General features: G+C 43.1%; 24 protein-coding genes. 7 read left to right on the top strand and 17 right to left on the bottom strand.

Translation table 11 applies throughout. The annotated features are described in order from the left end of the window. Positions 1–14: 14 nt before the first annotated feature. Entirely contained in the window at positions 15–1,565 is a 1,551-nt protein-coding gene (abc-f, locus tag GDZ68_RS07215; protein ID WP_153721602.1) for a ribosomal protection-like ABC-F family protein, read from the bottom strand. Between the two features lie 347 nt (positions 1,566–1,912). On the opposite strand from abc-f, the gene GDZ68_RS07220 reads away from it, so the two are divergent. Continuing rightward, a complete protein-coding gene (locus GDZ68_RS07220; RefSeq protein ID WP_153721603.1) occupies positions 1,913–2,140 on the top strand; it encodes a group-specific protein in 228 nt (75 codons plus the stop codon). 31 nt (positions 2,141–2,171) lie between these two features. Here the strand turns inward: GDZ68_RS07220 and GDZ68_RS07225 are convergent, their stop codons facing one another. Both GDZ68_RS07225 and GDZ68_RS07230 read right to left on the bottom strand, forming a co-directional pair. Further along, on the bottom strand, positions 2,172–2,324 hold the full coding sequence (locus GDZ68_RS07225; protein ID WP_153721604.1) for a hypothetical protein: 153 nt from the start codon (positions 2,322–2,324) through the stop codon (positions 2,172–2,174). A 75-nt stretch (positions 2,325–2,399) separates the two neighbouring features. Then, positions 2,400–3,314: a patatin-like phospholipase family protein gene (locus GDZ68_RS07230; RefSeq protein ID WP_153721605.1), complete on the bottom strand. Its 915-nt coding sequence runs from the start codon at positions 3,312–3,314 to the stop codon at positions 2,400–2,402. Between the two features lie 163 nt (positions 3,315–3,477). On the opposite strand from GDZ68_RS07230, the gene GDZ68_RS07235 reads away from it, so the two are divergent. From GDZ68_RS07235 to GDZ68_RS07260, 6 genes are all read left to right on the top strand, one after another. Then, a complete protein-coding gene (locus tag GDZ68_RS07235; RefSeq protein WP_153721606.1) occupies positions 3,478–3,807 on the top strand; it encodes a DUF378 domain-containing protein in 330 nt (109 codons plus the stop codon). A gap of 162 nt (positions 3,808–3,969) precedes the next feature. Then, a complete protein-coding gene (locus GDZ68_RS07240; protein WP_153721607.1) occupies positions 3,970–5,964 on the top strand; it encodes a methyl-accepting chemotaxis protein in 1,995 nt (664 codons plus the stop codon). Between the two features lie 150 nt (positions 5,965–6,114). Next, the gene (locus tag GDZ68_RS07245) at positions 6,115–7,530 is read left to right on the top strand and encodes a VWA domain-containing protein (protein WP_153721608.1); all 1,416 of its coding nucleotides are present in this window, start codon (positions 6,115–6,117) and stop codon (positions 7,528–7,530) included. A 114-nt stretch (positions 7,531–7,644) separates the two neighbouring features. Then, positions 7,645–8,169 (top strand): sigma-70 family RNA polymerase sigma factor, encoded by a 525-nt coding sequence (locus GDZ68_RS07250; protein WP_153721609.1) that lies wholly within the window; start codon positions 7,645–7,647, stop codon positions 8,167–8,169. After that, on the top strand, positions 8,162–9,487 hold the full coding sequence (locus tag GDZ68_RS07255; RefSeq protein WP_153721610.1) for a DUF4179 domain-containing protein: 1,326 nt from the start codon (positions 8,162–8,164) through the stop codon (positions 9,485–9,487). The genes GDZ68_RS07250 and GDZ68_RS07255 overlap by 8 nt, the downstream gene beginning before the upstream one ends. Before the next feature lie 8 nt (positions 9,488–9,495). After that, positions 9,496–9,696 carry a hypothetical protein gene (locus GDZ68_RS07260; RefSeq protein WP_153721611.1) on the top strand — a complete coding sequence of 67 codons (201 nt, stop codon included), beginning with the start codon at positions 9,496–9,498 and terminating at the stop codon, positions 9,694–9,696. A gap of 94 nt (positions 9,697–9,790) precedes the next feature. Here GDZ68_RS07260 and tnpC read toward each other — a convergent pair whose 3' ends face one another. The 14 genes from tnpC to GDZ68_RS07325 all read right to left on the bottom strand — a co-directional run bounded on the left by tnpC (position 9,791) and on the right by GDZ68_RS07325 (position 22,340). Further along, on the bottom strand, positions 9,791–11,377 hold the full coding sequence (tnpC, locus tag GDZ68_RS07265) for an IS66 family transposase (protein ID WP_153721612.1): 1,587 nt from the start codon (positions 11,375–11,377) through the stop codon (positions 9,791–9,793). 52 nt (positions 11,378–11,429) lie between these two features. Beyond that, complete coding sequence (gene tnpB / locus GDZ68_RS07270; protein WP_153721613.1) at positions 11,430–11,789, bottom strand: IS66 family insertion sequence element accessory protein TnpB; 360 nt, start codon at positions 11,787–11,789, stop codon at positions 11,430–11,432. Then, on the bottom strand, positions 11,779–12,126 hold the full coding sequence (tnpA, locus tag GDZ68_RS07275) for an IS66 family insertion sequence element accessory protein TnpA (protein ID WP_153721614.1): 348 nt from the start codon (positions 12,124–12,126) through the stop codon (positions 11,779–11,781). The genes tnpB and tnpA overlap by 11 nt, the downstream gene beginning before the upstream one ends. A gap of 213 nt (positions 12,127–12,339) precedes the next feature. Continuing rightward, positions 12,340–12,495, bottom strand: a complete 156-nt coding sequence (locus GDZ68_RS18065) for a hypothetical protein (RefSeq protein WP_194841089.1) — start codon at positions 12,493–12,495, stop codon at positions 12,340–12,342. Between the two features lie 145 nt (positions 12,496–12,640). Next, positions 12,641–13,402, bottom strand: a complete 762-nt coding sequence (locus GDZ68_RS07280) for a polyphenol oxidase family protein (protein WP_153721615.1) — start codon at positions 13,400–13,402, stop codon at positions 12,641–12,643. Between the two features lie 69 nt (positions 13,403–13,471). Then, positions 13,472–14,128: a GntR family transcriptional regulator gene (locus GDZ68_RS07285; protein ID WP_153721616.1), complete on the bottom strand. Its 657-nt coding sequence runs from the start codon at positions 14,126–14,128 to the stop codon at positions 13,472–13,474. A 49-nt stretch (positions 14,129–14,177) separates the two neighbouring features. Continuing rightward, positions 14,178–15,689 (bottom strand): tripartite tricarboxylate transporter permease, encoded by a 1,512-nt coding sequence (locus tag GDZ68_RS07290; RefSeq protein ID WP_153721617.1) that lies wholly within the window; start codon positions 15,687–15,689, stop codon positions 14,178–14,180. A gap of 29 nt (positions 15,690–15,718) precedes the next feature. Continuing rightward, complete coding sequence (locus GDZ68_RS07295) at positions 15,719–16,159, bottom strand: tripartite tricarboxylate transporter TctB family protein (RefSeq protein WP_153721618.1); 441 nt, start codon at positions 16,157–16,159, stop codon at positions 15,719–15,721. Between the two features lie 71 nt (positions 16,160–16,230). Next, complete coding sequence (locus GDZ68_RS07300) at positions 16,231–17,208, bottom strand: Bug family tripartite tricarboxylate transporter substrate binding protein (protein WP_194841090.1); 978 nt, start codon at positions 17,206–17,208, stop codon at positions 16,231–16,233. 18 nt (positions 17,209–17,226) lie between these two features. Next, positions 17,227–18,195, bottom strand: a complete 969-nt coding sequence (locus tag GDZ68_RS07305) for an aminopeptidase (RefSeq protein ID WP_153721620.1) — start codon at positions 18,193–18,195, stop codon at positions 17,227–17,229. A 213-nt stretch (positions 18,196–18,408) separates the two neighbouring features. Then, entirely contained in the window at positions 18,409–19,521 is a 1,113-nt protein-coding gene (menC, locus tag GDZ68_RS07310) for an o-succinylbenzoate synthase (protein WP_153721621.1), read from the bottom strand. Beyond that, positions 19,511–20,332 (bottom strand): GNAT family N-acetyltransferase, encoded by an 822-nt coding sequence (locus GDZ68_RS07315; RefSeq protein ID WP_153721622.1) that lies wholly within the window; start codon positions 20,330–20,332, stop codon positions 19,511–19,513. The genes menC and GDZ68_RS07315 overlap by 11 nt, the downstream gene beginning before the upstream one ends. Continuing rightward, a complete protein-coding gene (locus GDZ68_RS07320; protein ID WP_153721623.1) occupies positions 20,329–21,477 on the bottom strand; it encodes an amidohydrolase in 1,149 nt (382 codons plus the stop codon). Before GDZ68_RS07320 ends, GDZ68_RS07315 begins: the two co-directional genes overlap by 4 nt. A gap of 14 nt (positions 21,478–21,491) precedes the next feature. Then, on the bottom strand, positions 21,492–22,340 hold the full coding sequence (locus GDZ68_RS07325) for a MurR/RpiR family transcriptional regulator (protein ID WP_153721624.1): 849 nt from the start codon (positions 22,338–22,340) through the stop codon (positions 21,492–21,494). Positions 22,341–22,535 lie beyond the last annotated feature (195 nt).

Genomic DNA, 22,535 nt, shown 5'->3' on the forward strand with positions numbered 1-22,535 from the left:
CTTTAATTGCAGCGTTAGGACTTCACATTTTTGATTAGTTGTAATAATTCATTGAATCGCTTGTCCAGAGCCTTATATTGCGGATCTTTCGGTGTCATAAAGGATAGTTTTCCTAACACGGCTTGTTTTTCTGTTTCTAGTGCAAGCAGTTCTTCATTTGTATGGTTCACAGCGTTCGGTAAATGAAGGCTTCCGTTTTTAATTATGACATTTCTGGTTGCGATTTTCTCACGAAAGAAATGGTCATGTGAAACTAATAGTATGGTGCCTTCATAAGCAGCTAATGTTTCTTCCAGCTGCTTACGTGAAGCGAGGTCAAGGTGATTGGTTGGTTCATCCAATATCAGCAGATTTCTATCCTCAAAAATAAATTGGGCAATTTTGAGTTTAATACGCTCGCCCATACTTAAATTATTAATCAATGTGTGCCAGTGAGCATCGCTGAAACCTAACAGGATAAGCTGTGTACGAATCTGGCCTTCTTCATCAAAGTTTTCATACGAAAAAAATTCGGCAACAGTTTGCTGAAGGGGGAGGTCAAAAACGGATTGAGATAAATAACCTGTATTAGCCGATTCAGAAAGCCACAGTTCTCCCTGGCTCACAGTACTAGCATAAATCGCACGCAGTAGAGTAGACTTTCCGGCTCCGTTGGCACCGAGTATTGCGATTTTTTCGCCGCGTGTCACTACCAGGTTGATATCTCGTAATACTGGATAAACCGCACCTTTTTTTATCTCCAGTATCCGTTTGCCCACTGTTTGTTCCGTTTTAATGGAGAAGTGAATGCTTTGTTCTTTACTTACCTTTTCCACACGATGTTCCTGCAGCTGCTGTTCCAGTTTTTTTCTTTTTGATTTCACTTGCTGATCTGCACGTTTGGCCTTGGTGCGGTAATACTCCTTCGCACCCATTGCTTTTGGATGGTGCGAAGCCGTAGATTCCTTATGCATAGTGGCGGACCATTTTTTCAAATCGTCCATCTGCTGTTCGACATGCGCTATATTTTTTTGTTGGACAGCATATGCGTGTTCCTGGCTGTCGCGCTGTGCTTTACGCCAAGATTCATAATGACTGTAATTACCAGGCAATACATCTATTTTACCATCAGTAATTGCCCAGATAGTTGTCGTGATTTGATCTAAAAAGAAGCGGTCATGCGAAACAATGAGCCAAGTCTTAGAACTTGCTGTAATTATTTCAATTAATTTTGTTACACTGGCCTCATCCAAGTGATTAGTTGGTTCATCAAGTAAAATAATAGAGGCGCCTGATGTTAAAGCCTTGGCTAACCGTATCTTTAATTGCTCGCCTCCGCTTAATTCCCTGTAAGCAAAGTGAGGTACTCTCCAATCACTCAGAAGAGCCAACTCTTCAGATGTATAGTCCAGTTTTTCATTTTGTGTTTCTTGCTCCACAAGGGAGCTCGTTTTGATTGCTGCGTGTAGTTGATGCAGTAAGGTAGATTTGCCACAACCATTCCTTCCTATAATTCCAATTACTTCACCTTTTTTAATGGATACGTTTTTTTCTTCGAATAAACGATGCGATACCGTGATTTGCATAATCTCTCTCCTTTTGTTTAGAAAGAAAAAAATCCCTCTAAACGAATAGTTTAGAAGGATTAGCCATGTGTAAAAAACGCACAATTATTGTGCGGGCGGCAAAATGTACAGACTAATACTATGGTGTTGAAAGCGAAAAAATATTCGTTTCATTCATTTGCCATAGATTAGTTATCCATCGTCCACCCGTCACTCCGATCTTGTAATAGTAGAATTAGTATAGTAGGCAATCTCTGAATTGTCAAATTAAGATAAAAATTTTTGAGACTGGCAAAGGTTCAACTGGCCAAGCGTTATTTCAAATTGTCTAAATACTGTGATAAGATGGTGCAAAAGGAGTGTAGATAATGGGCAGATGTACAATAGATCATTCACAAGAAGACACGCTGAAAAAGCTGCAAGAACAGCGGGATTATTTACCGGTAAGTCTAATGGAAAGCTGTGAGATTTTTTTGAGAAGGCCATTGGGACAGGAGACATTGAATGAGGTGTTTCATCTATTGAAAAAATATGATTTGGCAACGGAAAAAGAAAGACTGGAGCGGAATCAGCAGCTTGAGAAACTGCTTGGTTGAGTAAATAGTGAAATCAACCGGGTGTAATGTATTATAACTCGCCCAGCAATAAAGCAATTGCTGATGTAAGCAGCTTGATATCTTCAAGGATAATGCTTTTGATATCGGCGGGTGCAGTATTGTATTCGTCTGTCAGAAGTTGAAGTTCTCGGCTGAGAATGAAACTCTCTTTTATATTATTCATAATCGCGACCCTCCTTATAAGTCAATTTACCCGATACAAAGCGGTTATAAACTGAATATCAGTCAAATATTTCATTTAGATGACATTTTGCTGTCTGACTAACTGCAAACGATTGGGGGACCAAGTCCGCAGAAATTGTTTTGTCCGGTTTCTTCCGATCGTAAGCAGTTCTTCCATTTGCTCCTCTGTCATGTCAAATTGTGTGGCGCTGTAATCATCGACGGGAATGAAGATGATATTTTGTTCGTGCTCACGGGATATATATTTTTCATCATGTGCATTTTTCATGGTGGAGAACAAAGCTTCAAATAGCTGTAACGCGTTATGGATGGTACGCCCCGGCATGTCTTCTTGGCGCCGGCTTAATTTCAGTCCGATCACCGGACGCTTTTTTGATTTCCTATCGTCAAAAATCCACATGGGAAAGTTACTGAGCACGCCGCCGTCTACAACAATAGTGCCTTTCGGTGCGTCGAGACGGACGGGTTCGAAAAAGTAAGGGATACCGCAGCTCATGCGCAATGCTTTGGCGATGGAAAATTTGTCAGGATCATAACCGTATTGCTCTAAATCATCAGGAAGCACCATCATTTTGCCATTGGTCAGATCAGAAGCGACTAACTTTAATGAACCGCTCGGCAAATCGCCGAATGCATAGCAGCCTTTGCGAGCCAGCTTATCGAAAAACCAGTCTTCCAGTGCCTTTCCCTGGTACAGTCCCATCCGCCAATAAAGCGAAACCCATTTCATGAAAGGAAACGGAAGCAGTGTTTTTCTGGGATCAAGGAGTGACTGAAAATCTTCTTCTGCTAAGAGTTCCCCAATATCATCTGCTGTATAACCGGCCGCTAAAAAACTGGCCAATATGGCGCCAGCACTTGTTCCGGCTACTTGTTCAAATTGATAACCCTGTCTCTCCAATTCCTGTACAGCCCCGACTAATGCAAATCCTTTCAATCCGCCGCCTGAGAACACTCCGTCAATGCGCACATCATCCCTGCTTTCATTTGTAGTCTTCTTCTACTGTAGAGCTGCACACAATGAAATAGAACCGAATCCTCATGAAAGATGCATGAAAACGCCCGATTGGCGAATCATAGGAAAGAATCTTCATCATTGGATTCAATCATGTGATGCCGAGGAGGTGTATGGAATGAGTATGTTTATGCGGGTTGCATTGGCTTTGGTCATTATAGGTGCTCTTAACTGGGGACTGATCGGATTTTTCAGCTTTGACTTGGTAGCCACTATTTTTGGAGGACAGAACACTCTATTGGCAAAGATTATTTATGCGGTAGTAGGGCTTAGCGGCTTAGCTGCGATAGCACTGCTGTTCCGTCCGGATGAAGAGGCGGAAGAAGCGGTTAGAACAAACCGGGACACAGCCAGAAATATGGATTACAGCACAGAATTCGGTGATGAGCCGGACTTTACCGACGTACGCAAGGATACCAAGCAGAATGATAGTAAGAAAAAGCAATAACTATCATATGGTATAACAGCAGTCCCCTTTACTTTAGGTAGAGGGGATTTTTCTTTTTTAAAATATAATATTTTTAAAAATATTTGAAAAAAACTAAAGTTTTGAGTCCTTTGACCGATAACTAACTTGTATAACATTATACACGGATAGGGAGAATAGTACATGAAAAGATCAATTAAAACAAAAATCATCACCACTTCTATGGTTCTGTTTTTCTTAGGAGCCACTGTAATGACAGTTTTTAGCAGTTCGGCTGTACAAAGTAATTCCTTTGAAAACAATGTGGAAGCAAGTGCAGCGATTGTGAATGAAATGAGTCGTTCGATAGAGAAATACATAGGGCAATTCGAGAAAGGTCTGGATCAGTTAGCAAAATCATCAGACTTCGAAGGGTATAAAAGTACTTCCGCTCAGTTTAAATCGACCACGCAGCAGCCGCTCCATGAAGAATTACAGGACTTTTTAGATGTCTATGACCAAACAACTTTTATTTATTATGCGACACCTGATAAAAATATGCTTCATGTTCCGTTTATTGAAATGGAAGAAGGATTTGATCCAACAAGCAGAGGCTGGTACATAGGAGCTGAAAAAGATCCTGATTCAGTATTTTGGACAGATCCATATATAGATGCAGGAACGAATGAATTGGCTATTACAGGTGCAAAAGCAGTTGTAAGAGGTGGAAAGGTTGCCGGGGTAATCGGTATCACACTGGATTTGTCCACATTTACATCAGAACTGGAATCAACCGATTTGGGTTTCAATGGTTATCCGATTATGCTGGACAATACAGGCACAGCTATTTCACACCCCACTCTTCAAGGGGAAAGCGTCATGGATTTTCCTTTCATTGCCGAACTGTATAAGGAAAATAAGAAACTAGGCATCCTCGAGTATGTATTAGATGGCAAGGATCACTTAATGGTCTATTCTACACTCCCTGATTTGGGTTGGAAAATCGGTGCGGTTTATGACACGGAGAACGTGAACGCAATGGCATCCAAGCTAAGAATCTCCATGATTGTGATTACCGTACTTACACTGATCATCATCGCTGCTTTCTTATACGTATTGATGTCCAGAACATTGAGACCGGTAAGCACGCTGAAAAATCTTATGGCCTCTGTCGCACAAGGTGATTTGACTGTCCGTTCTGTTAATCAGTCGAAGGATGAATTCGGTGATTTAGGAAATTCATTTAACACGATGGTCGAGAATATGGACGAGATCATTACAGTGGTCAATCGATCTTCAGAAGATGTCAGAATGAATTCAGAGAGTATGAGTGCTGTGGCGGAAGAAACCAGTGCTTCCAGCTCAGAAGTGGCTCATGCTGTTCATGAAATTGCAAAAGGTGCATCAAAATCTGCTGAGGACGCAGAAGAGGTCACTGCCCAGGCAGAGTTATTAGGCGACCAAATCAATGAAATTGCCAGCCGCTCTCAACAGATGACGGAAATGGCCCAGCAAGCCGGTGTGATGAACACGAGAGGTTCCAGTCAGATGAGGCAGATGCAGGGTTCATTCACAGATTGGGAAGACGATTTGAAATCTATGTTCAGCGTAATCGGCAATCTTGGAGATAAGGTGAAAGCAATCGGCAGTGTCATGGAAACTATAACCGGCATCTCTTCTCAGACTAATCTGCTGGCGTTAAATGCAAGTATTGAAGCTGCCCGCGCAGGAGAGCATGGAAAAGGTTTTGCGGTAGTGGCTGATGAAGTACGAAATTTGGCAGAGCTATCTGCCCGCTCTACAGACGAAGTCAAGGTAACTGTGCTGGAGCTACAGGAAGAATCCAGAATGGTTACGGCCCAAATGCAAGAGACAATGGATAACTTTCATCGTCAAAGTGGTGTCGTGGAAGATACAGAAATGATATTTGAAGACATCTCGAAAATGATGAGCGGTATGCAGAAGTCAATTGATGATGTATTCCGTCAAGTGCAGAGCGTGTCAGAATATAAAGAACAAGTGGCACAAACCATTCAGATGATGGCTGCAACTTCTCAGGAAACAGCAGCAGCGTGTGAGGAAGTGAGTGCATCAACAGAAGAGCAGCTGCGCGCTACCCAATCAGTAACGGATTCAGCAGTGAAACTGACCGAGCTCAGTGAAGAACTGAATGAAGCAGTTGAAAAGTTTAAGATTTAATATAAATTCAGAAAGGCGTTGACCTAGTCAGCGCCTTTTTTACTATGTAATGAAAGTTGTAGTGGAAAAGTCAGGAAGTTCTACATAGAAACCTCTTCGTCTGTCAAAACGTAAATAGAGTACAGATAGTTATGAAGGGAAGGGGTCGGAATGACACGCAGAAAGATCATGTTCTTATTTATTACATGCAGTTTCTTACTGATGGCAGCTTGTTCCAAACAAACAGAGGATCAGCAGGTTCAGGATTCTGTTGCTGCAAATACAGATGATCAAGAAGTGACAGAGGAAAACGGAGGCGATAATTTTCCAACTGCTGCACAAACCATTGAGGAGTTGATGGAACAGCCTCCGGGTACATTGGTGGAAGAATTTATGGATCCTGATATTGAGGCGTCGCGGACGGTTAATTTCGTTCATTACCTCCGTTTTTATGAAGATACGTTTAAGAGTGTAGTGGAGAATGATTTGCCAGGCTATTTTAAAGAGCATCCGGAAGCAGATGCTGACCATGTCTATAATTATCTGGTGTATACACTTGGTTCAGGACAGTACAAGAAGTACTATGAGCAGCTGAAAGATTTCGATCATGGCTATATCATGCCTGAACTGCCGGATGGAGAAGATGAAATCAAACGTGCGAAAGCCCAAAAGACCAATATTGTTGTCTTGATGGATGCGAGCGGCAGCATGAAAGCCGAAATCCAGGGGGAAACGATGATGGATCTGGCAAAAGATGCAATTGATCAATTCACCAGCGGATTGGATGATACGGTGAATATTGCATTATTCGCTTATGGTCATAAAGGAAAAGGCACGGAGGCGGACCGTCAGTTGTCGTGTGCATCTATAGATAATCTGTATCCGTTAAATGCCTATAATGAAGAATCGTTTCATGAAGCATTGAATTCATTTCAGGCAAGCGGATGGACGCCATTGGCAGGTGCTATGGAAAAAGCGCGCGAGTACTTGTCTGATTATGATCGAGAACAGTACCGTAATATCATCTACATCGTCAGTGACGGCGTAGAAACTTGCGGCGGCGATCCGATGAAAGCAGCGAAGCGGCTGCATGACAGTCAAATTGAAGCCAAGGTCAACATTATCGGTTTTGACGTTGATGATGAAGGCCAAAACCAGCTTAAGCAAGTGGCGGAGGCAGGGGGCGGTCAATATGCGACGGTTCGAAACCAATCAGAATTTGAAGAAGTGCTGATCCATAAATGGCAGCCCAGCCGTATGCAAGTGATTACCCAGCAGGGTGTGAAACTGCAGGACTCTGTCTGGAAAATGGAAGAGCTGATTGATTTATATGGCCGGCTGACCAATCTTGCGACGCGCGAAAGCCAAAGAATTACAGATGCTGCCTCTTTCCTGCGCAATGAAGGGTATATCAGCGATGAAGCAGCGGATGAAGTAATTGAAACAGCAAAGCAGCAGCAAGAGATGCGAAATACACATTTTGAAGAACTGAAAAACCAGAAAAATGATGAAGCTGAAGCGGCAAAAGAAGAAATTGATGAGGCAGTGAATGAGTGGAAGGAAGAGTGGTCTGGGGTATTGGAATAAAATTAGATGTCAACGGGACCTCGGGTGATGACCGGGGTCCTTATTAATTTCAAAAACAGTTGAACTTTTTCAGGTTTGCGCAGTCTAATGTATAAGAAGCGGGGGTGGGACTGAATGGAAACAACAGACAGAGAGATACAAGTAAGAGCGATTGCAGGCGATGATGAAGCCTTTCTCGCACTGATGCAGTTGTATAAAGAAGACCTTCTGCGGACGGCTCTTGCATTCTTGCGGAATGAGCATGACGCTCTGGAGGCGCTGCAAGAAGTGACATACCGTGCTTATAAAAAGATTCACACAGTAAAAAATCCGGCTTTTGTCAAAACGTGGCTGATCCGCATCATGATGAACTATTGCCAGGATCAATTGAAAAATAATAAGCGATTTACATCGGATAACGCCGGTATATATGCAGCAGGAAAAGAAGATGTCTCACACCTCGAAATGCAGGAGGCGCTGGCTGGATTATCAAATGAAGAGCAGCAGTTAATTTATTTGAAATATTTTCAGGAAGTAAAAATCAAAGATATCGCACAGCTGGAGAATATCCCGGAAGGAACAGTGAAATCGCGGCTGCATAAAATTTTGCGGACACTACGATCTTATTTTGAAGAGAAGGGGGGAACCGGACATGTATGAGAAGGAAGAGGAAAAGTTGAAGAAGTTGAAAGAGCAATTGGACAGTCGCCCCCTGCCTTTGACTGAAGCTGATCAGGCAATTCGTGAAGGAATGGAGCGGGCGAAGCGGGAAACTCGGCAGGTACGGAAAAGACGCAAGCGGTTCTATGGCACTGTCGCGGTTGTTGCGCTGCTGCTTTTGACGTTTGTTACTTCGATCCGTGTTTCTCCTGCGTTTGCGAATGCGGTGGCTTCCATTCCAGGAATGGAGAAATTCGTTGAACTCATCTCAATGGACAAAGGTCTCGATGCAGCGTTTCAAAATGATTATTATCAGCAGATCGGAGCTTCGCAAACAATCGGCGATCTGACACTTACAATCGACGGAGTCATTTTGGATGAATCAGGAATGAATGTGTTCTATACGATTGATTCGGAGCAGTTGCTGGAACGTATAAGGATAGAAACTGTCGATTTAGAAATGGAAGGAGGCATGCCGGAAGGAAGTGTTTCATACGGTTCGCCGCAGGAAGAGGATGAAAAGGACCGAAAGTATACAGATCGTATAGATTTTCATTTTGTAGATCCCTATCTATCGCAAAATCTTTCATTCGATTTGAAAGTGGAGGCGCTGGTGAGTGGAGAGGGTACGGCGTTTTCTGTGCCGTTTACTGTCCCGGAGAAAATAAAATCCAGCGAAGTATATACATTGAATCAAGAAGTCGAAATTGATTCACAAAAGTTTACAGTGGAAACTGTCACCATTTCGCCGCTGCGGGTGGGAGTAAAGATTGTGCTTGATCCATCTAATCGCATGAAAATCCTTAATTTTGAAGATATGAGGCTGGAAGACGAAAAAGGAGAAGTTTGGAGTTCTATCAAAAACGGCACCACGGCTTTTGGTGAAGTGGACGACAGCAGACGAACATATTTCCTGCAAAGTAATTACTTCAACCAGCCGAAAAAGCTTTATTTACGCATGAACAAAGTGCAGGCAGTCAGGCAGGAAGATGCAGTTGCGGAAATTAACACCGAAACAGGAGAGTGGCTCAATCAGCCGGCCGATCAGAAAATCGAGCTGGTGGAATCAGATAAATATCATGTGGAACTCCGGATGCCAAGCAAAGGGGAGAACGGCGTGCATTATGATTTATTCAGCTCAATAACAGATTCGGCAGGAAAAGAAGTGAACAAAACATCCACCGGGATGTATACAATAGACGGTTTCGATCACTGGAATATCAGCTTCAGTCCGACTGATCACCAAAATCCGCTGAAGCTGGAGCTGTCTGCCTATCCAAATTACCTGGAAGGCGATGTGAAGTTGGAGCTGAAGTAGGGTCGGGGATGCTGCGGAATGCCGCTGGTGATCATGAACTTGGTGCGTGCGCTCATAAAAATATGCTCGTGCTCATTAACTTTCCTCTGGTGATCATGGCGGTCCTTCACGTGATCATGGAGCTTTCGAATTTGATCATGGAGCTTTCGAATTTGATCATGGAGTTGCTTCGTGCGCTCATAGAGAGCAATTGGAGCTTTGCAGGATAAGATTGAACGTGCGGCTGACGGCTGTTTTGTAAGCGTCAAAAAAACCACACCTATATAGAAGGTGTGGCCCCGTGTATCCTTGTAAAGTAATTTGTTACTTCGTAACAAATTGTTGGTAACAGTTTTCCGGTAATTCTGTAGACCAAGGCAGTAGTTTCTCTACTTGATCCGCATCAGATATCACAATGTTTGGCAAGGTCTGCAAAACATACGTTAAATAATTCGGTACGTGTAACTGATTCTCTTTCGCAGTAATGACCAGGCTATAGAATCTTGCGCTGGCTGTAGCGCCCCTTGGAGTATTGGAAAATAGCCAATTCTTACGACCGATCACAAACGGTTTAATGCTTCTTTCCGCTCGGTTATTATCAATTTCCAGGTGGCCGTCACGAAAAGGAGACCACAGTTTCGCCTCTTGATTCACCGCATAGGTCAAAGCTTCTCCCAATTTACTCTTCGGGAGCACTTGTGTACGAACGGTTTTTACCCATGAGAAAAAAGCCTCCACAAGTGGCGCGCTTTTTTCCTTGCGAATTTGGAGCCGTTCGTCAGGAGTGCACGTTTTGAGAGTAGATTCTATCCCATATATTTCGCCTATCCGGCGTAACGCCTCATCAGTCAGTGTACGCCTTCTCTCCGATTTTTTGGGGATAGCATGTGATGTCTCATTAAACTTCCTTCGAAGATGAGCCCAACAGCCAGAAAGCAGAACGCCCTCCAGCTTTTGATACCCTGGATATCCATCGACGTGCAGCGTACCCTGGAAGCCTTTCAGAAAGTGTACGGGGTGGTCAGACGCACGGCTCGGCTGATACTCATATAACACGCACGGCTTCTCGTATTGACCTGTGCGGTATAGCCACATATAAGAAGAAGAGGAAGGACTGCGTCCTTTTTCCCGCAATACCTGCACCCCTGTTTCATCCGCATGGAGTCTGTCTGCTGACAGAAGCAGGTCATGCATCCTTTCGTAGAGTGGCAGGATCCACTTCTCAGATACCTGGAGCAACCAGTTGGAAAGGGTCTGCCTGGAAACCGGTGCTCCTGCCTGCTGAAACACTTCTTCCAATCGGTAAAGCGGCAATCCGAACAGGTATTTCTGGCAAATCAGGAAGGCCAGAATGGAAGGGGAAGCCATGCTTTTCGGGAGAACAGGATTCGGCATCGGTGCAGAAACGATCGGCGTTCGGATACCCTCTTGGTCGCAATGTCTGCAAGCGTATACTTCTCGTTCATGTTCCACTACTTTTACGCGGGCAGGAATCACCACGAGTTCTCGCCGAATGTCTTTCTTCATGAGATGCATCATATGTCCGCAATCCAAACAAGCCTGCTCCTCAGGGGGCAAGCTGTACGTCACACTCTCTATGGGCAGATCCGCCGAGAAGGTCAGTCGTCTTTCCCGGGGCTTCTTCTCTTTTTCAGAAGGATCTGTTGTGTCTATATCCACTGTTTCCTGACAGGAATCCACTAGGTTTTCTGCCTCGTTGAAAAGCTCGAGTTCCAGTTGTCCGCTGGGGGACTTTTCGCTGGAACGACCGAACTCCTGCTTTTTCTTGAGGCGGAACTGCTCCTCATACCAAGAGACCAGAGCAGAGAGTCTAGCGACTTCCTGTTCTAGCACGATGACGCGTTCATTCTGTTCAGTTGTCTGGGATGAGGTGTTCTGTAAATTTTTCATAAGATAGGAATTCGTCAAAACCAGCCAAATTCCTTCTTTATTTTACAACTTTTTATACAACTTTCGTTCCCATTACCCGAGGAAAGACTTTCCCGTCTTCTATCGTCAGTCCATCCAGCATCCATCGTAGCTGACGTGGGCTGACGGAAGTGGCCTCTTCGCCGTGGCCGTCAGGCCAATGAAAACGCCCGGTCTCTAACCGTCGATAATACAACCAGAATCCGTTATAGTCCCAATGTAGAATCTTGACTCGATCCCGGTCTCTGTTACAAAAAATAAATAGATTAGATGTACAGGGATCCATCTGAAAGGTTTCCTGCACTTTCGCCGATAATCCGTCTATAGAAAGCCGCATATCGGTTGCCCCATGGGCAAGGTAGATTCCTTTGATGCCGTCCAGATTAATCCGCATCGTTCAGCACCTCCAAAAGTTCTCGTAGTAACTCTTGATCAAAGCCGCTACCAATCACCAATTTATATTCGCGAAGGTGGAGATCGATGGTGGAGGGAGGAAGCGTCACAGCCACAGAGGACCAAGTAATTTCCTGTTCTACAAAATCACTTCTTTTAATGTCTTCAGGAAATAGCCGCTTACGTGCATTCATGAATTGATCATACGAAAACTGATCCTGTTTTCTGACCCACTCCGCTATCGTTTCCCCGCTGTGCCGCCAGTCCTCGATGATTCGAATCCATTCTTGATCTATTTCGCTGAGAAAAGCCGAAGGCTCTTCAGTCGTTGGTTTCATATTCTCAACTTCCTTTCATTTTTAAGCTAAAACTAGCATCTCATGAAAAAGGACAGAGAGAAATGTGTGTTTACTTTGACGCTTACCACCAAACCGTTAATTGAACGAACCAAAACAGTCGTTCACCGCACCTTTCCCAACATTCGCTAATCAGAACAAAGTAAAGCTGCCCGAAAGCCGTATATCACTGACTTTCGGGCAGCCTACAGTCATTCACTTCAGGCGTTTTACCTGGCTGTTCTTTTCTTTTTCTATGATCTGCCGGGTGAGCATCTCGTTGATTTCATTATAAGACGGCCCTGATTCCGCATTCAGCCGTTTCACTTCCTCGATATCGGTACCTGCCACCGTGTACTTTTTCTTTTCCATTTTACTCACTCGCTGTTTTGGTTCGTTCGTCAGGGAGTTTGGTTCGGTGCCGGCAAACTTTGGCGCTTTTGCTGCTTTAATTCAACTAGATGAAAACAGGGCTGTTCCGGAATGAGATTTCTCTCCCGGAAACAACGCTGTTTTTTCATGCTTTTCTCTGAATAAAACTCACATGACGTCCCGCTTTCCTATCCTCACGATAAGAAAAACCTTCAGCACTCTGGAATGTGCAGGTGCGGTCAATTGTTATGTTCTCAGCAGGAATTCCGGCCAGTTCACACTGCTTTTGCACCGTCAGCTGATTATCAATATGGTATTTATTTGTCGTTGCATTATATTCTATAAATTCATCTGCATAGCCGAGATCATGGAATTTTATATAGACATCTTCATCGACTTCGAACTTTTCCTGACTGAGCGCCGCACCGATCTGCACGTGTATACGCCGAGGATCGCATTGTTCCTCCAGCTGCAAATGACGGAATAATTTCAGCGTAATTTCCTTCACTGTTCCTTGCCAGCCGGAATGAATAACCCCGGTCAACGAATTTTCATCGCTGTAAAAAATAACAGGCACACAATCTGCTGTCAGAGTGCACAGGACAATACCCGAATCAAATGTATACAGCGCATCCGTCTCCGGGATGGCGGTTTCCCGGTCATCCGCTCCGCGTCCCCGGTCGCCTTCTGTCACACGATGAAAATTCGCGCTATGTGTTTGATTGGCGAAGACGAAATCAGCAGGCGAACATCCAAGGAATCCCGCCAGCTGCTGTCGGTTGCTGCGGACATGATCTGCAGATTCACAGGCGTGGAGTGCCATGTTGCCGTTTTCGGGTTCAGCCTTGTCTTTCATCGTCATGCCTGTCAGCAGTCTTTCATTTTCAATGTAGGTGTTTATTTTCATAGACCAGCAACTCCTTTATTCGTAGTAATAGTAAAAAGACGACTAGTTAGAAGTCGTCTTATATTAAACTTATTTAGCTAAGTGATTCTGAATATAATTGAAACCATTTCTGACGTGAGACTGCATCGCAAGTTTTGCTTGTATTTTATCCTTTTCTTCAATAGCTTTTACAATCTCCATATGTTCTTTATAGATTTCGTTTCTTCTTTCATCGTTAAAAGAAGATATATTTCTATTATGATAGATGACGTCGTTCAACTGTACAAGCAGATTGCTTAGCGTGTCATTATCGGCATATCTCAAGATGGTATTGTGTATCGCAGAGCTGAGTTCAAAGTATTCAGAAGAAGAAGTGGTCTCTACTGAGCGCTCTACAAAATTATAGAGTTCACTTATCCCGTTGTCATCCATATTATCAATAGCCAAGTCGACTGCCAAAGCTTCCAAAGACTCTCTGCATGTATACACATTAGCTAACTGCTTTGTAGTGAACTCTTGTACAATCGCACCTCTCCAAGGTATGATCTTGACCAAACCTTCAGAAGCAAGTCTCCTGAAAGCTTCGCGTACTGGAGTGGTGCTGACGCCTAATTGCTCGCTTACTTTGGTTTCTGTGAGTCGTGTTCCCGGTGCTATGTCTCCTTCGACAATAGCTACTTTAATGTTCTCATAAACCATGACATTTAAGGGCTGACGTCCAACAGTTTTAATATTTTCAATGCTCATATAATATTCCTTTCATTTGCTTTAGTCGTAGATTCATGAAACAACGTGTTTAAGCTTTTTGTGTTTTCATGAAAATGCGCTTAAAAACAGGGTAGAAAACAATAAGTGCTATGAGTACTAAAAATAATAAAGAAACAGGTCTAGTGATAAAAATACCAAGTCCAGACTCAGACATGATTAAAGACTGTCTTAACGTATTTTCAGCTAATGGGCCTAGCACTAAAGCTAAAACAAGGGCAGCAGGAGAGTAGCCATATAATTTCATGAAAAACCCTATGACACCGAATATTAGTAATATCCATATTTCGATTATACTATGATTTAAGCTGTAAGTCCCAATTAAGCATAAAGAGATTATTACAGGTATGAGAAATCGATATGGCAATTTAACAATCATCAAAAAGAATGGTATAGCAACTATATTGATCAGAAGTAAAATTGCGTTTCCAAAATACATACTTGAGATAATACCCCAAGCAAAGTCTGGTCTTTCAATCATTAGTAAAGGACCAGGCTGTAAACCGTACATTAAGAACGCTCCTAAAAGAATGGCAGTTGATGCGGAACCTGGGATACCTAAAGTCATTAATGGCACCATAGCTCCAGATGTAGCACCATTATTCGCAGTCTCTGGCGCGATTAAACCAGGCAAATGTCCTTTACCAAATTTCTCAGGTTCTTTTGATACTTTCTTTTCAATTGAATAAGAGAAGAAAGAGGCAATTGTTGCACCTGCACCAGGCAACACTCCGGTTACAAAACCAATTATAGAACCTCTTAAAAATGTGAACTTTGCTTTCATCAATTCTTTCCAAGAAGGCCAGTTTTCCTTGCTTCTTAAAGAAAGATCTAAGTTTTCTAACTTTCCATCTTTATGGGATCCAGAGTATACTCTGAATAATAACTCTCCAATTCCAAATAACCCTATTGTAACAGGAATAAAACTGACACCACTGATTAGCTCAGGTGAACCAAATGTGTATCTTGGGGTTCCTGTGATAACATCCACTCCGACGGTTGCTACTGCAAGTCCAATTAACGCCGAGATAAAACCTTTCAATTTGCTGTCATCAGTCATCCAAATTAGGGTGAGTAACCCCATGATCATCAACATGAAATATTCAGGTGGACCAAATTTGAGAGCTACTTTAGCGAATGTGGGTGCTAGAGTGAAAATTAGTATAACGCCAATTGTACCACCTACAAAGGATGCGATTGCCTGTACAATTAATGCCTTTCCGGCTTTTCCTTGAAGCGTCATGGGATAACCATCAAATGTACTTGCTACAGCTGCAGAATCCCCAGGAGTATTAATTAATATGGAGGTTGTAGCACCGCCGTATTGTGAACCATAATAAATACCTGCCAGCATAATAATAGCTGAAGTTGGGTCCAAGGTGAGCGTCAGAGGTAATAAAATGGCTATTCCAGCTGAAGCCCCAAAACCAGGAATAATACCAACAATCATTCCAATGAAAGCGCCTACAATGAGAAGCAGCATATTCATCGGTGTCAATACAACAGAAAAACCTTGAATCAGATTAGTGATTATTTCTTGCATGATATCACTCCTAACAAGAGAGTATGAATTTAAAAGATATTTTCAAAGAAGCCTTGAGGCAATCCTGTTTTTAAAAGAAATTCAAATAAAATAAAGATTGAAAGTGGAATTGTGAGTCCCAGTATTATATTTTGCTTCAACTTATTTTCATTAAATAACAGAAGAACTACGAACATAAACAATATAGTGGACAGCAATGCCCCTAAAATATTAAAAATAGCTATGTAAACAGTTGTAACAATTAATAACTTGAAGAAAATAGAAATGTGTAAGAGGGAAATCTTTTCTTCACGATTACCTTTATAATTCTTGATTAAATCAAATGCGATTAAAATAATAAGTGTTATGCCGATTACGATAGGAAAAAAACCACTTCCGGGTATATCATTTGAAAAGAATTTAAACGTAAAGGCTATGGATAAGTAGAAGCAGGAAACAACTAATAAAAAGATCGTAAATATATTTTTCATTTCAAGCTGGACTCCTTTCCTGATAAGAAAACTCTGTCTTCTGTTTCAAAAAGACAGAGTTTCTATAATAATTATTGGTTCGCTGACTCTAATGAATCTTTAAATTTCGTGTTAGTTTCTTCAAGGAACTCTGAGAAATCATCGCCATATAGTATATAATCAGACATCCCGTTTTCTAGAATGTATTTTTTCCACTCGTCCGTCTCTGCTACCTTTTTCATGGCTTCAATCCACCAGTCTTTTACTTCATCATCAACATCAGCAGGAAGAACTACGCCGCGCGGTTGTGAAATATTCACGTCGTATCCTAGTTCGGTAAAAGTAGGCACGTCTTCCAATTGCTTTAATCTCTCAATTCCTGAAAAAGCTAACGGCTTCATAAGATCGCCTTCAATTTGTCCCATTGAACGAGCGGGATTACCAACAATAGCATCTAAACTATCGGATAATAATGCACTAGTAAGTTCGCCGGCTCCTTGAAAAGGAACGTAGTCAAAATCAAAACCTGCTTCTGTAGCAAAAAGATTAGGAACAATCATTTCATCACTAACTTGTCCAACTCCGCCAATTTTCATCTTCTTGCCACTTTTTGCTGCTTCAATAAAGTCCTCCAGAGAATCATATTTAGACTCACCTTTAACTAGGAAGAATAAGTCATCAGCGCCCATTAACGCAATTGGTGTAAAAGAATCGTAACTGAAAGCAGTTTCAGAAACTAGAGGGGTAGTAAAGAAGCTTCCACTTGTTGGACCTACAAAGTAAGGATCACCTTTTTTGGTCTCCAAGAACCCCCAACCAACTGCACCACTACCACCTTCACGGTTTTCAATCTTAATACTTTCTGTATAAATATCTTCTTTTTGCATGATTTCCATAATTTTTCTCAGGTATAAATCTGTACCGCCACCGGGGCCAAAAGGTATTACAACATTTAGTGTTTTAGCAGGGTATTTATCGTTACTGCTTGCTTTACCACTCGTGCTGTCTGAGCACGCTGCAGTCATTATAGCAACTGCCAATACGATTGATAGAGTCAGAAACCTTTTCATATTCATACCTCCCTGGTTTTATAAGAGAACGTTGCCGTTTTCTATAATAGTTACACCATCCGCAACGAGTGTTGTTTCAGTCATGATCAAATCATAGTGACATGCCGCTTTAACTGTTCCGCCAAGTGTAATACTTGAACCAATTCCGATATGAACCGATCCGAATACCCCTTCATCTTCAAGCATCAGACCGTTAAATTTACAACGTGGATTTAATCCTACCCCAATTTCTGCAATGTTATAGACATTCGGATCATTTTTAGAGGCTAAGTTGTCAGCCAGTATATGCGCTTCAAAGCCGCCTTCAATATTAGTGATCATGCCATCTTCTACGGTACAAACGACTTGTTCTTTCAAGATGCCGATTCCAATGTAGGGAATACTTGCGTTAGCAACAATCTTTCCATTTGCAGATCCTTCTAATGGAGATACGTTGGCTTCAATAGTTGGTACAGGCGCAAATTGTCCGCTCTTTACCATTCCAGTCATCGAGTTGCTCTTACGGCCAGTTGCAGACATCTTTAAATCAGTTCCATGAGTAGTAGTCAAATGAATTTCTTTTGCATTTTCCAAAGCTCTTCCTACTGCTTCACAAGTCGGAGCTGCTTTTGGGAAGTCTGCAAGAACTCCACTATCAATCAGCATATGATCTTCAAATTGTGTCAACATGATTCCTCTAGAACCATTTTCAACTGCATTTTTAACTGCATAAGTATGAGTGATTGAAGTAAATACCGCACTGATAAATACATCGCTTTCTTTCATTGCAGCAGCAACAGTTGCTGGTGGTTCGCTACTGTCTGACGTTCTCGGCATAATAATAGAGATTGTTGGCTCTGCCCCAACTGCTGTAACGGCGGACGCGATACTTTCTGCTATTGACATGGTCTTTGGTTCCGTAATGATGACAACGCTTTCATTTTCCTTAATATTTGCACAGACTTCGACGACTTGTTTTGCACCCTTAGACATTAACATACTTTTCAAAATAACCAACTCCATATTCTATAGTATTTGTTTCTTTAGACTATTATCAATTATCAATTCGACAATGTCAACTATATTCTATAGAATATATAAAAATAAAAACTGTTCCTTATTTCAAGGAACAGTTTAACTTATACTAATTTTAATATTTTCTCAGCACCAAAGTGGTTTTAAGGCGACAATGCACTCTTCTTGTTATGATATTAAATATCTTCAACCCCGGTGAAACACCCGGCTGTGCACCATGCATTCCTCCACCTTATCCCAATTCAAGTCGAATCCGATGCCTGGCGTCTCTGGTACATCAATCAGACCATCATGCATCGTGACTTCCGGCAAGATAATATCTTCATCCCAATAATGGGCGGAAGGGGCCGTGTCGCCAGGCAGCGTAAAGCCCGGCAGGCTCGTGATGGCGATATTGTGTGCGCGTCCGACACCTGCTTCAAGCATACCGCCGCACCAGAGCGGAATATTGTGCTCTGCACAAATATCGTGGATCTTTTTCGATTCCGTCAAACCGCCGACGCGCCCGATTTTTAAATTAATGATCTTTGTACTGCCAAGTTCAATTGATTTTCTGGCGTCTTCTGCAGAATGAATGCTTTCGTCCAGGCAGATCGGTGTTTCGATTTTTGCCTGCAGCTGTGCATGATCAATGATATCTCCGTGGGCAAGAGGCTGTTCAATCATCGATAGATTAAACTCGTCAAATCTTCGCAAGTGATCGATATCATTCAAAGTATACGCACAGTTCGCGTCCGCCATCAGCTGGATATTTGGATATTCGCTGCGGATTGCCTGCAAAATATCCAAATCTCTTCCCGGCATGACTTTGACTTTGATCCGTCGGAAACCCTGTGCCAGATAACCTTCCAGTTTTTGCAGTAACTTGGCTTCTGTCTCCTGAATGCCGACACTGACGCCGACTTCAATTTGTTTTTTCGTTCCGCCCAGTGCTGCAGCCAGCGAAAGATTCTGTTCTTTTGCGTATAAATCCCATACGGCTCCTTCAAGCGCCGCTTTTGCATTATAATTCCCTCTAAAGTGCTCAAAAACTTTTGAAACGTCATCAGGATGCTGAATTTCTGATTTTAACAACAGCGGAACCAAGTAATCCTCGAGCATATGCCAGTTGGTGTTCACTGTTTCTTCATGGAACAGCGGCGCGATGGACGCGACTGATTCACCGTATCCCGACTGCCCGCCTGCTGATTTTACTTCCACCAAAATAAAATCTTTATCCTGTTCTACTCCCACGCTCGTTTTAAAAGGATGCAGCATTCTCATTTTCATATATCGTAAAATAACTGTTTTAATTTCCATGTGAAATTCCCCGTTTCTCTAAAATATAGACATATCCTTCTTGAACCCCGGGGTGCTTAACTAGATCCGTCACGATCCACCCGTTTTCCAAATAATCCTCAAAGATTTCTCTGGTCTTTTCCCGCCAAATCATTGCTTCGTTAAAATCATGCTGTTTAAGTTCCTGGAAGTTTGCCGGAACCGGAACACCTACTAGCTGATCACCTTTCCGCCAGTGTGATTTCTCCGCAATTAAGAAACCATGACTGCAGCGTGTGTCGATCAGTAAGGGAATGGTATGTAAATCGGGAGAACTCGTCCTGGATGACTGTTCTTGAATCATCCATTCCACTGTGAAACGATCAGTCGGAATGCCGCCGTTTATCCCGCCGGTCATGTCGCCATAGGCATTTTCCGTATATGAAATAACTCTTGCCCGCAGTTTATGAAGATTTAAATTTGCATTGACTGTCTCCAGCGGATCGTACGTCCAAATAATACGGCTGTAGCCCAGTTTCAGCGCCGCCTGTTTTTGCTCGAGCTTTAATTGTTCGCCTATGCCTAATTTCCGGTAGTCAGAATGAATGCCCAGATTGTGAGAATACAGATACACATTTTGCCCGTCGAATCCCGGGAAGCTGTATTGGAAGCCAATCAACCGGTCTTCATCAAAAGCGCCGACAATCAGTCCGCCATTCTTCAGTGAAGCTGTCATATGACTGATCGGCACGGTATCATTTTCTCCCCAGATACCCGCTTCGAGTGCATGAACTTTGTGTAACTCGTCTATTGTTTCAATCAGGCGGATGGATATATTTATTACGTTTTTCACTGTTTATCTGCCTCCATTTCGCGATCTGCCCGTATGATCATCTCAGTCAAAATTTTTGTGCCGTAAATCAGAGCGTCAGTGTTGAAAGACATCTGCGGATGATGAAGCCCGGGCTTCAGGTCGCAGCCCAATCCTATCATTGTGGCCGCAATATGAGGTGTCTTCCATGTATAGAAATGAAAATCCTCAGCGCCTTGCGAGATGCACGGTCCTGCAGTATTTTCTTCTCCTAAAACAGAGCGGATTGCCTGCCGTGCAATACGGACTGCGGCCGCATTTTCGATGGCGGCAGGAGAGTAGCCCGCTGTTTCATAATCAATCTTTGTTTCCGTCAAAGCGGCTGTGCTTTTCAATAGATGAACTGTCTTTTCAAGCAGTGCTTCCATCGTTTCATTTGCTTCCGCACGGATGTCCAGTGTAAAACGAGCAGATGCCGGAACCGAGTTGCTCGTTTCCCCGCTGTGCAACTCCGTCATCTTAATAGAAAACTTCTTTCCGCCGGTCAGCCGGATTCGTTGCAGCGACTGTATCAGCATACTGGCCGCTTCAATCGGATTATTACCTTCTTCCGGACGCGCAGCGTGGGCAGGTGTTCCTGTGATGACCCCTTTTATAGTAGAGGAGGAACCGTGAAGAATGACAGGGGCTGCCTGTCCAAACAGAACTTCTGTGTGAGGCCGGACATGAACTCCGCCCAGAAAAAGCACATCGTTCAATACACCTTCCTCCATCATTTGCAGCGCACCTTCTGCAAGTTCTTCCGCAGGCTGAAAAATAAAGCGTATGGTATGGCTGAGCTGCATATCACTGTTTTTCAATGCTAAAGCGGTGTACAGCGCCATTGTGCTGTGCCCGTCGTGCCCGCATGAATGATTGGCTATTATTTCGCCGTTTACTTCCTGTACGAGCGCGTCCATATCGGCACGCAGCGCAATGACGCCTTCTTTCTCCCCGGGAATCTCCGCGATGAACCCATGATGTCCTGCAAAAGAGGTTACTTGAAGACCCGCCGATGAAAGTTTTTCCTGCAAATAACGGGACGTCCGCTGTTCCTCCCAGCTGGGCTCCGCCAGTTCATGAAGTTCCCGGTAGGTCTGCAGAATCTGTTCTTTGCAGTCTGTAATGAATTGAAAAGGTTTATCCAATGAAGTAGCCTCCTTTATTCTGAAAATAACTGCTGTTCTGTGTATAAGTGTTCGAGTTGCTGCTGCCGTTTGGCTATATCCTCCGAATTATATATACGTATGCCGGCAAGCAGTGTATCGAGAAAGCTTATAATGGAGGCCATAGAATGGGTATCGGCGGCTTCATTATCCGAATTGCTGAATATCATATCTGCCAGCCGGCCAATTGGAGATAGGGTCCGGTCGGTGATACCGATCAGTTTTGCTCCTTGTCCTTTTACCATAGTTGCCGCTTGTAAAGTATCATTTCGATAGCGGGGAAAGGAAAAAATTACGGCAGTCGAGTTCACACCCAAATCGCAGACGTCCTCGGTCATAAAACCGGCGGGACTGGCAAGTACCACGTCGTTCCGCAGTTGTTTCAAGGAAAAAAATAACCAATACGCTGCTGCATACGAACTGCCGAAACCGGCGATGTATACGCGATCCGATTGAATGAGCGTGTCCGCCATGGCCTGTACATCGCCTATATTCAACTGTTCCGCCGTGTGCTGCAGGATCATCTGCTCTTTTTCGAGGACCTGGTGCATGAAGTTGCTGCTGTCATCCGGCTCATTCTTTGAAGTAAATCCTTCAGCTACAGACTGCTTCGGTACAAGCCAATCATTCCGCAGTGCTTGCTGTAAATCAGAGTAACCGCTGAAACCAAGTGCGTAGGCGAGCCGAATGACTGTTGTCTCACTGACGCCGGTTTGCTTTCCGATTTGAAAAGCGGTTGACAGCGCTGCATTTTGCGGATGTTCAATATAAAAGGCAGCTACTTTTTGCTGGCCGGGTGATAAGGAAGAATAGTGCGTTTTAATAGTTTCGTGCAAGGTTGTCATAAAGTCACCTGCCAATGAATGAAGTTTATCCTTCATTCATTTAAACATAGTGAATGTAAAACTTCAAATCATTCAATAAAAAAACCGGCAAGAGAATCCACTTAATCTCTTAGCCGGCCTTTTGAAAGGTGCCTGTGCGCCAAACTATCGTGTTAATTCGAACATTCATGTTTGTTCAAACAAACATAAATGTTT

This window comes from Sporosarcina cascadiensis, assembly GCF_009650995.1.
GTDB classification, from domain to species: Bacteria; Bacillota; Bacilli; order Bacillales_A; family Planococcaceae; genus Sporosarcina; species Sporosarcina cascadiensis.